Origin of the sequence: Saccharopolyspora antiqui, from assembly GCF_052246905.1 — a bacterium.
Classification (GTDB): Bacteria; Actinomycetota; Actinomycetes; order Mycobacteriales; family Pseudonocardiaceae; genus Saccharopolyspora.
The window spans coordinates 85,748-96,907 of record NZ_JBQQBO010000030.1 but is presented as its reverse complement, the minus strand read 5'-3'; the positions used below and the strand labels follow the sequence as shown (position 1 = coordinate 96,907).

At 68.6% G+C, this 11,160-nt stretch carries 10 protein-coding genes; 2 read left to right on the top strand and 8 right to left on the bottom strand.

Annotated elements, in window-relative coordinates:
• Positions 1–391 precede the first annotated feature (391 nt).
• The 4 genes from ACTWQN_RS33160 to ACTWQN_RS33145 all read right to left on the bottom strand — a co-directional run bounded on the left by ACTWQN_RS33160 (position 392) and on the right by ACTWQN_RS33145 (position 5,055).
• Positions 392–1,570, bottom strand: a complete 1,179-nt coding sequence (locus ACTWQN_RS33160; RefSeq protein WP_443207585.1) for an ROK family protein — start codon at positions 1,568–1,570, stop codon at positions 392–394.
• Between the two features lie 101 nt (positions 1,571–1,671).
• Complete coding sequence (locus tag ACTWQN_RS33155) at positions 1,672–3,105, bottom strand: sugar ABC transporter permease (RefSeq protein WP_443207584.1); 1,434 nt, start codon at positions 3,103–3,105, stop codon at positions 1,672–1,674.
• A gap of 19 nt (positions 3,106–3,124) precedes the next feature.
• Positions 3,125–3,898, bottom strand: coding sequence for an ATP-binding cassette domain-containing protein (locus ACTWQN_RS33150; RefSeq protein ID WP_443207583.1), 774 nt, complete (start codon positions 3,896–3,898; stop codon positions 3,125–3,127).
• 38 nt (positions 3,899–3,936) lie between these two features.
• On the bottom strand, positions 3,937–5,055 hold the full coding sequence (locus ACTWQN_RS33145) for a sugar ABC transporter substrate-binding protein (RefSeq protein ID WP_443207582.1): 1,119 nt from the start codon (positions 5,053–5,055) through the stop codon (positions 3,937–3,939).
• Positions 5,056–5,381: 326 nt separating this feature from the next.
• On the opposite strand from ACTWQN_RS33145, the gene ACTWQN_RS33140 reads away from it, so the two are divergent.
• Positions 5,382–7,223 (top strand): glycoside hydrolase family 3 protein, encoded by a 1,842-nt coding sequence (locus ACTWQN_RS33140; RefSeq protein ID WP_443207581.1) that lies wholly within the window; start codon positions 5,382–5,384, stop codon positions 7,221–7,223.
• Positions 7,224–7,291: 68 nt separating this feature from the next.
• Here ACTWQN_RS33140 and ACTWQN_RS33135 read toward each other — a convergent pair whose 3' ends face one another.
• On the bottom strand, positions 7,292–7,606 hold the full coding sequence (locus ACTWQN_RS33135; RefSeq protein ID WP_443207580.1) for an NAD-dependent epimerase/dehydratase family protein: 315 nt from the start codon (positions 7,604–7,606) through the stop codon (positions 7,292–7,294).
• 9 nt (positions 7,607–7,615) lie between these two features.
• On the opposite strand from ACTWQN_RS33135, the gene ACTWQN_RS33130 reads away from it, so the two are divergent.
• Complete coding sequence (locus tag ACTWQN_RS33130) at positions 7,616–7,909, top strand: SbtR family transcriptional regulator (protein ID WP_443207579.1); 294 nt, start codon at positions 7,616–7,618, stop codon at positions 7,907–7,909.
• Positions 7,910–8,037: 128 nt separating this feature from the next.
• Here the strand turns inward: ACTWQN_RS33130 and fahA are convergent, their stop codons facing one another.
• The 3 genes from fahA to ACTWQN_RS33115 form a co-directional block, all read right to left on the bottom strand.
• Positions 8,038–9,228 carry a fumarylacetoacetase gene (gene fahA / locus ACTWQN_RS33125; protein ID WP_443207578.1) on the bottom strand — a complete coding sequence of 397 codons (1,191 nt, stop codon included), beginning with the start codon at positions 9,226–9,228 and terminating at the stop codon, positions 8,038–8,040.
• 36 nt (positions 9,229–9,264) lie between these two features.
• Positions 9,265–10,464 carry a homogentisate 1,2-dioxygenase gene (locus ACTWQN_RS33120; protein WP_443207577.1) on the bottom strand — a complete coding sequence of 400 codons (1,200 nt, stop codon included), beginning with the start codon at positions 10,462–10,464 and terminating at the stop codon, positions 9,265–9,267.
• 107 nt (positions 10,465–10,571) lie between these two features.
• On the bottom strand, positions 10,572–11,096 hold the full coding sequence (locus tag ACTWQN_RS33115; protein ID WP_443207576.1) for a MarR family winged helix-turn-helix transcriptional regulator: 525 nt from the start codon (positions 11,094–11,096) through the stop codon (positions 10,572–10,574).
• Between the last annotated feature and the right edge of the window lie 64 nt (positions 11,097–11,160).

Genomic DNA, 11,160 nt, shown 5'->3' with positions numbered 1-11,160 from the left:
ACAGGAAAAAATCCAAACTCGTCGACACCGCACGCCGCGCCACATACCCAATACCCAACACAAAAACGAAATACAACGCCAACAACCCATAATCCACAGCATTGGCATCGAGAAGCTGACCCTGGGCCAACACCTGGGCACTGGCCCATCTCTCACTGAACACAGTGATCCCTACTTTCGGCAGGAGCGGTGGCTAACGCGATCCGCCCACGGTGAACGACGCGAAGGTGCGCGAGGCCGGGGCGCGCCACCCGGCCCAATATGTTGTCCGCAGCAACTTATCACCGGGACTGCCCGCGGAGAAGATCTCTGGATTGATTCAGCCCCATCGGCGTAACCGCATCGCAACTTGCCACCCGCACCGTCAGGGCAACGGATTGCGCCGATCGGCTCAGCCGCTGGCAAGCACCTGCTCGAAGGCGAGCTCCGCGGCGCCGAGCAGCTTGCCGTCACCGCCGAGCGAGGACGGCACCAACTTGGTGCCCCCCATGGCGCGGCTGACCAGACTGCGTTCGGACACCACCTTGCCGACGTGCTCGATCAACGTGCCCGGCAGCGCGGTGAACAGATCACCGAGCACCACCAGTTGCGGGCACAGCAGGTTGACCACATTGCACAGTCCGATGGTCAACGACTCGCCGAAATCGCCCAACCGCTGCATCACCTCGTCCGGGTTCTGCGCCAGCGCGTGCAATTCGGCGACGATGACGCCGCGCGGCGAATCCTCCGGCAGGTCCAGCGCCCGGCTCAGCGCCCGCTCCCCGACCTCGGTCTCCCAACATCCCCTGCTGCCGCAATAACATTCGAGCCCGTCCGGGCGCACCACCATGTGCCCGAGCTCCCCGACGTACCCGCCGCTGCCCCGCAACGGCATGCCGCCGGAGATCACCCCACCGCCGACGCCCACATCGGCCCCGACGAACACCGCGTCGGTCGCGCCGCGCGCCGCGCCGCGCAGGTGCTCGGCGAGCACGCTGAGTTCCGCGTCGTTGCCGACCTCCACCCGGCGACCGCCCAGCGCCTTGGACAGCCAATCCCCCAGCGGCACGTCGGTCCAGTGCAGGTTCGGCGCTTCGCGCACCATCCCGTCCGCCCGCCGCACCACACCGGGGGCCGACGCCCCGATCGCCACGACGTCGACGTTCGCCTCCTCGATGAGCACCGCGCTGTTGTCGACGATCTTGGTGAAGACCTCGCGCGGGTTCCGGGTGGCCGGTCGCAAGCTCCAGCTGCACCGGTTGAGGATCTCGCCACCGAGTCCGATGAGCGCCATCGAGACCTGCTCGACCCGGATGTCCACCGCCAACGTCACCGCGGCATGCGGCTGCGGGAGCACCAGCAGCGACGGGCGACCGGCACCGCTGCGCTGGGCGGGCACCCGCTCGACGACGAGGCCGTCCTTGACCAGCTCGTCGACGAGCGCCTTGATGGTGCTTCGGTTGAGCCCCATCTCGGTCGCCAGCGCGGCCCTGGTGCAGGGCCCGCCGATGTGCAGCCGACGCAGCAGCACCGCCCGGTTGTGCTGGCGCACTTCATCGGGCCGCGCTCCCGCGGTTGGTGTGGTACTCAATTCGGCCGCATCCTCCGCCTGCTCCCGGCTTCCCCTCTGGGAAAAGCTGTAGCACAGTGGCCGCTTCCGCTGCTCAACGTGCTCCTCGCGCGTCGTCCGGTTCAGGTCTCATGCCGCGCCGTAGCCCGCCGCCGGGACAGCGTGTCCACCCCGGCGGCGGCCACCAGGACCAATCCGGTGATGATGTTCACCGGTGCCGCCTGGAACCCGAGCATGGTCAGTCCGTTCTGGACGGTGGCGAGCACCGCGCCGCCGAGGATCGCGTCGTGCATCCGCCCCTTCCCGCCGAACAGCGAGGCGCCGCCAATGACCGCGGCGCCGACCGCGAACAGCACCACGTTGCCGTTGCCCGCACTGCCGTCCACCGAGCCGACCTTGGAGGTGTAGACGATGGCGCCGAGCGCGGCGACCGAGGAGCAGATGATGAAAGCGCTCATCCGGATCTTGGCCACGTTCACCCCGGCGCGGTGCGCGGCGTCCCGGTTGTTGCCCACGGCGTAGACGTGTCGGCCGTACCGGGTGCGGTCCAGCACGAACGTGCCGACGATCAGCAGCACCAGGATGATCGGCACCACGTAGGGCACGCCGCGGATCGACGCCAACTCCGGGTGCGGTGAGCGGTTGAGCGTCAGCAGGTACGTCGCGAGACCACCGCAGCCGAGCACCGCAGCCACCTTGGTGGCGACCAGCAGGGTCGGCTGCGCGACGAGCCCGTGCCGCAGCCTGGTCAGGTGCCGGTAGACCACCACTGCGGCGTATCCCGCGCCGACCACCAGGAACAACACCCAGCTCCCGGCGACGCCCAGACTGCCGTTGGCGACGGCGAACAGCTCCGGGCTCTGCCGGATCGAGATGGTGCCGCCCGGACCGACCAGCTGCAGCACCACGCCGGACCAGGTGATGAACAGTCCCAGCGTGACGATGAACGACGGGATCCGGACCTTGGAAACCGCGAACCCGGTCAAGCATCCGATCGCCGCGCCGACGCACACCGCCAGGAGCATTTCCAGCCACGGGTTCGCGGCCACCCCGGCCACCACGAGCACCAGCGCCAGGGCGGAAAGCGCTGCGCCGAGCCAGATCCGCAGCAGCATCGCCAGCAGCGCGGCCACCGCGAGCCCCAGCACGAAGGCGTAGAAGACCGAGCCGCCCATCGCGCCGAGCAGGTTCCCGTCGTTCTGGAAGTGCAGCGCGAGCACCGATGCGGCGACCCCGGAGGCCGTTCCGGCGGACAGGTCTATCTCGCCGATCAGCAGCACGTAGACGATGCCCATCGCGATGATGGTCTGCCCGGCGCCCTGGTGCAGCAGGTTGGCGAGGTTGTTGAGGGTGAGGAAGTCGTCGGACAGCGCGGTGAACAGCACCAGCAGCACGGCCAGCGTCACCAGCGCGGGCAGTGCGCCGAGGTCGCCGCGCCGGAGTTTTCCGACGTAGTCGCGCAGGGCTTCGCCGGTGGCGCGGGAGGTGGTGTCGATGCCGAAGTCGGCGATCCGGGCGAGCTCCCGTTCTGCCGCACCGGTCTGGCTGTTGGTCATGGGCGGTCCTCGGATCTCGTCAGACTGCTGCGACGTCGGGCCGGGCCAAGCCGAGATCGCCGGAGCGTCCGGCGGTCATCAGCTCGACGACCTGACCGTGGGTCAACTCGCGGACGGGCAGTTCGGCGGCCATCCGTCCCAGGTAGAGGGTGGCGATGCGGTCGGCGACCTCGAACACGTCGGCCATGTTGTGGCTGATCAGCACCACGCCGAGGCCCTGTTCGGCCAGCCGCCGCACGAGGTCGAGCACCTGTCTGGTCTGCGCGACGCCCAGCGCCGCGGTGGGTTCGTCGAGGATGACCACCTTGCTGTTCCACAGCACGGCTTTGGCGATGGCCACGGTCTGCCGTTGACCACCGGAGAGCGACCCGACCTTGGTGCGCACCGATCCGACCGTGCGCACCGAGAGCGAGCGCAGCGTGCGCCGCGCGGCCAACTCCATCTCGGCCTCGCCCAGCAGCAGCGCGGGTCCCTGCTCCCTACCGAGGAACATGTTCTGCACGACGTCGAGGTTGTCGCACAGCGCGAGGTCCTGGTAGACGATCTCGATGCCCAGCGCCGCCGCGTCGCGCGGCCGCTGGATGTGCACCGGGCGGCCCTCGAACACCATCTCGCCGCCGTCGATGCGGTGCATCCCGGCGATGCACTTGACCAATGTGGACTTTCCGGCACCGTTGTCGCCGATGAGCGCGGTGACCTCACCGGCTCGCACCGCGAAGTCGACGTCTCGCAGGGCCCGGACCGGGCCGAAGCTCTTGCTGACCCGGCGCAGCGCCAGGATCGGTTCGTGCACCGTGACCTCCCTTGGAACGCCCCTTTGCGACGGCAGGGTCAGGCGATGCCGAGCGCTCGGCACGCGCCCGCCAGCTCGCCGCCGCAGATCTCCTCGGCTCGGACGTGGCCGGGGCCGAGCACTGTCTTGATGTTGTCCCGCGTGATCAGCTGCGGTGCCAGCAGCACCGACTTGATCTCGCGTCCGGCCACCGGATCGCGAATTCGCTGGTGCGCCAGGGCGTCGGCCGCCGCGACATCACCGCGCACCAGGGCGGCGGCCAGCTTCGCCGCGGCGCCGGCCTCCTGCCTGATCGGCTTGAAAACCGTCGACGACTGGTAACCCTGCAGGAGGGCGCGCAGGCCGTCGACGGTCATGTCCTGGCCGGTGACCGGAACCGCGCCCGCGAGACCGTACTTCTGCAGCACCGTGATCACCGCAGCGGCCAGACCGTCGTTGGCGGCCAGGACGCCGTCCACCCGGCCGCCGTTGGCGGTGAGCAGTTGCTCGAAGGCCTGGCCGCCGGCCTGGTTGTCCCAGCCGTCGACGAACCGGCTGCTCACCAGCCGCAGGTCGCCCGCGGCGTAACGGGGGCCGAGCGCCTCGGACTGGCCGCGGTGCACCAGTTCGGCGTTGTGGTCGGTCGAGGATCCGCCGATCTCGATCACCTGCGCGCCGGGCTTGTCGCGCAGCGCGGCGGCGAGCGCCTGCGCCTGCAGTTCGCCGACCATCTCGTGGTCGAAGCTGACGTAGTAGTCGGCGCTGCCGCCGACGCTGAGCCGGTCGTAGTCGATCACCGGCACGCCCTGCTCCTCGGCCTTCCGCTCAACAGTGGCCCCGACGTCGCCGCTGGGCGCCGCGATGATCAGCACCCGCACCCGTTGGCTGAGCATGCTGTCGGCGATCTGGGCGAACTTCTGCGCATCGCCCTGCGCGTTCTGGATGATCGGCGTGAGTCCTTCCTGGCGCAGCGCCGCCTGCAGCATGGGCTGGTCGAAGTGGGCCCAGCGCGCGGAAGTCGCGGTCTCCGGCAGGATCACGCCGACCCGCGGCGCGGCGTCGGCCGGGGGCGTGACCGCCGCGCCGTCCGGCTGCCGCGGGCTGTTGTTCCCGCAGGCCGCCAGCAACAGCCCGATGCTGCAGGCCATCGCGATCAGCGCTGCGGGCGTTCTCCCCATCGAGAAGCCTTCCCCACTCCTGAATCGAACTGAGCAACGCAAACGTTGCGGCAGACAACATATGACACCACACCGCAAGTCGAGAAGTTCACCTGATCGATGCAGTTGCCGAACTTGATCGATGTAGGACATCTTCCGGAAACATGATCGGGTGGTATGTTGCGTCCTGCAACATATTCGTCCGGTGGGTGGATCACGCGCCTGATCCACCCATCGGACGTTCCTCGCCCGACGGCAGCGTAAACCCGCTTCAGTGCCGACTTCTGGCTTTTGCACGCAATTCCACCCCGAACGCGGAGGAATCCCCGAATGCAGAGGAGTCCAGCATGACCCGTTGGTTACCGGGCACGACCAGAACTCGGACCGGGCTGGTGCTCGCCGCCGTGGCCTGCACCGCCGCCGCGGTCACCCCTGCCTTGGCCGCCGCGCCAACTGACTACCGCGACGCCTCGCTACCGGTGGCCGACCGGGTCGACGATCTGATGGCACGAATGTCGTTGCAGGACAAGATAGGCCAGATGACCCAGGCCGAACGGGAAGCCGCCGACCCGAACGCGGCGGCCAGCAGCGGCGTCGGGTCGATCCTCAGCGGCGGCGGCTCGGCGCCGTCGCCGAACACGGCGGAAGCCTGGGCCGACATGTACGACGCCTACCAGCAAGCGGCCATCGCCACCCCGCTCGGCATTCCGATCATCTACGGCGTCGACGCGGTGCACGGGCACAACAACGTCCAGGGCGCGACGATCTTCCCGCACAACATCGGTCTCGGCGCCGCCAACAATGCCGAACTCACCGAACGCATCGGCCGCGCGACCGCCGAAGAAGTCGCGGGTACCGGCATCGACTGGGACTTCGCGCCGTGCCTGTGCGTGGCGCGCAACGACCGGTGGGGACGCACCTACGAGTCCTTCGGCGAAACCCCGGAGCGCCCCTCGGCGCAGGCCTCCATCGTCAACGGACTGCAGGGCGCCAGCCTGAACGCCCCGGGATCCGTGCTGGCCACCGCGAAGCACTACGTCGGCGACGGCGGCACGACCGGTGGTGACGACCAGGGCAACACCCAGATCAGCGAGCAGGAGCTCCGCGCGATCCACCTGCCGCCGTTCCAAGCGGCCCTGGACCGCGGCGTCGGCTCGGTGATGATCTCCTACAGCAGCTGGAACGACGCCAAGATGCACGTCAACGACTACCTGATCAACGGCGTGCTCAAGGGCGAACTGGGCTTCACCGGCTTCGTCGTCTCGGACTGGCAGGGCATCGACAAGGTCGACGGCCAAGAGGGCTTCACCGCCGACGAGGTGCGCGGCGCGATCAACGCCGGAATCGACATGGTCATGGTGCCCTACGACTACCAGCAGTTCATGGACCTGCTGCGCGCCGAGGTCGACGCCGGTCGGGTGCCGATGTCGCGCATCGACGACGCCAACCGGCGCATCCTGACCAAGAAGTTCGAGCTGGGTCTGTTCGAGCAGCCCTTCACCGACCGCAGCTTCACGCCGACCGTCGGCAGCCCCGAGCACCGCGCGATCGCCCGCGAAGCGGTCCGCGAATCGCAGGTGCTGCTGAAGAACGACGGCAACGTGCTCCCGATGGCCAAGGACGGCGGCAAGATCTTCGTCGCGGGCAAGAACGCCGACGACATCGGCAACCAGAGCGGCGGCTGGACGATCAGCTGGCAGGGCAGCAGCGGGCCCATCACGCCGGGAACCACCATCCTGCAAGGCATCCAGCAGGCGGTGACGCCCAACACGCAGGTGACCTACGAGCGCAACGGCAACGGCATCGACAACACCTACCGCGCCGCGATCGCGGTGGTCGGTGAGACGCCCTACGCCGAAGGCGAGGGGGACCGGCCCGAGGGGATGGGTCTGGATGACGAGGACAAGGCGACCATCGCGCGGCTCAAGGAGTCCGGCGTCCCGGTCATCGTGGTGACCGTCTCGGGGCGCCCGCTCGACGTCGCGGCGGACCTGCCGCAGTGGAACGCGCTGGTGGCCGCCTGGCTGCCGGGCACCGAAGGCGCGGGGGTGGCCGATGTCCTCTTCGGCGACTACAACCCGACCGGCACGCTGCCGATGACCTGGATGACCGGCGTCGCCCAGCAGCCGATCAACGACGGCGACGGCCAACAAGCCCTCTTCCCCTACGGCTTCGGCCTCCGCTACTAACCCATCGAGTGAAGACCGAAGGGCACCTTCGACCGACTATCCCGGTCAAAGGTGCCCTTCAGCCAAGTTCATGCCAGTTCCCATTCCACGAGGCTGCTCCCGCAGCCGATGACGGTGTCGGCAGCCGGGCGCGGCTGCCACCCGAGAATCCGTCGCGCCTTGTCCGTGCTGTGGCGGTTGCGCCGACCGAGCCCCGGCATGATCGGGCGCAACGATCGATCCGCCAGCGACGCGACCCGGACGACGAAATCGGGAAGCTGTCTCGTCGGCACCTGTGCCGCGGCGTCGCCGAGTCCGGTGCGCAGCGCCGCGGCGATCTCCCGCATCCAGACGAACTCCCCTGTTCCGAGGAATCGCTCACCGGCTGCCTCGGGTGCGAGCATGGCGCGGATGTGGAGGTCGGCGATGTCTCGGACGTCCACGACTTCGAGGCCGATCCGGGGCACACCGGGCATCCGCCCTTGCAGCAGGCGCTGGATGAGACGTACGCCCCGGTGATCGCGGCGGTCACCAAGCTCCTGGACGCGTGCGTCGCCGAGGGCAGCGTGCGCGACGGCCTCGACCCCGCCGATGTCCTCCTGCTCATGGGCTTCCTGTGGCGCGTCAGCCCCGGCGAGGACGGCGTCAGGCAAGGACGCAGGCTCGTGCAGATCGTCTTCGACGGCATCCGCCGCAACCACCGCTGACGAATCCCCCGGCTCAACCACCGCGACACGGCCACGGCACACGTCTCGACGAAGGCGCTGAGAGCACAAGGCCCAAGCAGTTGCTCAGGATCAGGGTGCATCAGGGCTCAAATCATGCGAAGCGCCCATCATCCCGCAGCTGTCCATTGTGGAGCGGGGAGGATCCTGGCGGAGACGTCGCCGAGGGCTATTCGGGTGGCGTTCGGGCCGGGGGCGGTGGCCGTGATGGTGATGTGGTCGCCGTCTTCGAGGAAGGTGCGGGGCTCGGCGCCGAGCCGGATTGGCTGGGTGCCGCCCCAGGTCAGTTCGATCAGCGCCCCGCGCTGGTGCTTCTCCGGGCCCGAGACGGTGCCCGATGCGTAGAGGTCTCCGGTGCGGGTGGCGGCGCCGTTGATCGTCAGGTGCGCCAGCATCTGCGCCGGAGACCAGTACATCTCCCGGTACGGCGGGCGGGAAACCACTTGGCCGTTCCAGGACACCGCGAGGTCGATGTCCAGCCCCCACGGTTCGCTCTCCCGCAGGTACGGCAGCGGTTCCGGATCCTGGGGCGGGGTCGGGACGCGGGCTTCCGCCAGCGCCAGCAGCGGCACCACCCACGCCGAGATCGAGGTGGCGAAGCTCTTGCCCAAGAACGGTCCCAGCGGCACGTACTCCCACGACTGGATGTCCCGGGCGGACCAGTCGTTGACCAGCACCACACCGAACACGCGGCTGGCGAAGTCGGCGACCGGGACCGGCGTGCCCAGTTCGGAGCCGGTGCCGACGATGAAGCCGAGCTCCGCCTCGATGTCCAGCCGACGGCACGGACCGAAAGTCGGGGCCGCGTCCTCCGGGGCCTTGCGCTGTCCGCAGGGCCGGACGATGTCCGTTCCGGACACCACAACTGTTCCACTACGCCCGTGGTAGCCGACCGGCAGGTGCTTCCAATTCGGCATCAGGGGCTCGGCGTTCGGCCGGAACAGCCGACCGAGGTTCGCCGCGTGGTGCTCGGAGGCGTAGAAGTCGACGTAGTCGGCGACATCGATCGGCAGGTGCATGGTCACCTCGGCCACCGGGTGCACCGCCGCATCGGGCAGGTCGCCGGAGACGAGCTCGGTGATCTGCCGCCGCACCCGCACCCACCGGTCGTATCCCTGGGCCATGAACGGGTTCAGGCTCGGCCGTGCGAAGACCTCGTCGCCGAGCGCCACCGCGAGGTCCACAACGGACTCGCCGACGCGCACTCCCACCCGCGGCGCGGCACCGGGTGTGGAGAACACGCCGTAGGGGAGGTTGGCCAGCCCGAACAGCGAGTGTTCGGGGATGTCGATCGCGGTCACGAAGTGACTCCTCCTCCGCCGAGCCCGATCAACGCCTCACCGCTGCGGTCCGCGTCCCGCCCAGGTCCAGGCGTAACCGCGATCCTCGGCTGCCCGGCCGCCCTCGCCGAGCTCCAGCGGGCGGAACGTGTCGACCATGACGGCGAGCTCGTCGAAGAAGTCCACGCCGATGCTGCGTTCGTAAGCCCCGGGCTGCGGGCCGTGCGAATGCCCGCCCGGATGCAGCGAGATCGAACCCGGCCCGATTCCCGATCCCTTGCGCGCCTCGTAGTCCCCGCCGCAGTAGAACATCACCTCGTCGGAGTCCACATTGGAGTGGTAGTAGGGCACCGGGATGGACAGCGGGTGGTAGTCCACCTTGCGCGGCACGAAGTTGCACACCACGAAGTTGCCGCCCTCGAAGACCTGGTGCACCGGTGGCGGCTGGTGCACGCGGCCGGTGATCGGCTCGAAGTCGGCGATGTTGAACGTGTACGGGTAGAGGCAGCCGCCCCAGCCGACCACGTCGAACGGGTGCTGCGGGTACACGAACCGGGTGCCCACGATGCCGGTGCTGCCGCGGTGCTTGACCAGCACCTCGACATCGGTGCCCTCGGCCAGCACCGGTTCGGCGGGGCCGTGCAGATCGCGCTCGCAGTACGGCGAATGCTCCAGGAACTGCCCGAACTTCGACAGGTACCGGCGCGGCGGGGTGATGTGCGAGTTGGCCTCGATGCAGTACGCCCGGACCGGCTCGTCGCCCTGCGGCAGCCAGCGGTGCGTGGTGGCGCGTGGCAGGATCACGTAGTCGCCGGGCCGGAACGCGAGCGCGCCGAAAACCGTCTCGACGACACCCGAACCGGCTTCCACGTACACGCACTCATCGCCGATTCCGTTGCGGTACAACGGGGAAGTCTCACCCGCCAGCACGTAGGAGATCCGCACGTCGGCGTTGCCCAGCACCAGTCGGCGGCCGGTGACCACGTCGTGGCGCTTCCACTCCTGGCCGCCGAAGAGATCGTGCAGCTTCAGGTGCCTCGGTCGCAGCGGGTGGTTCGGCTCGGTGCCCAGCTCGGGCAGCTCCCACGCGGTGGAGTCCACCAGCGCCGAGGGGAGGTTGCGGTGGTACAGCAGCGACGAGTCGCTGGCGAAGCCCTCCGCCCCCATCAGTTCCTCGTAGTACAGGCCGCCGTCCGGCCCGCGGTGCTGCGTGTGCCGCTTCGGCGGCACGTCGCCGACCTGCCGGTAGTAAGCCATGACCTCGCCCGCTTCCTACTCGTCGAGCAGTGTTGATCGCGAATCAGCTACCTGGTCTATTTAGTAAATGTATGAATCATCTGCGTGGGGCGCAACACCCGACCGGTTCAGTTGCGGCCTCGGATGTCGAACTGGTCGCGGTTGGTGATCAGCTTGTCCAGCAGCATGATCAGGATGCGCTGCTCGGTCTCGGTGAGCACGCTGGTCCACTCGTGTTCCCGCTCGTTCTGCGACCGGAACACCTCGACCATCTCCCGGTGCCCGCGTTCGGTCAGCGACAGCAGCACCGACCGGCCGTCGTGCTCCCCCGGTGTCCGCTCCATCAGCTCGTCGGCGACCAGCGTCTTGGTCAGGTTCGACACCGCGGCCCGGCTCATCCCGGTCAGTTCGGCCGCCTTCTTGGCCTCCAGCGGCCCGGCCAGCCAGGTGACGAACAGCAGCCGAAACCCCGACCAGGACCGGCCGCGCGGCCGGTGCACCGCGGCCTCCAGGTCGTAGGTGACGATGTTGGACGCGCGGTTGAGCGTCAGCAGCACCTCGGTGGCCAGCTGGTGGCGGAACCCGTACTCGGCCGCCAACCGGCGGTTGGCCAGTTCGACGAAGGACCAGAAATCCAGCGCATCCTCGGCCATCGCACCTCCACCCGAACAACTGGTCAATGCGTGAACTATTTCAGATCCACCCGGAACCACCAAG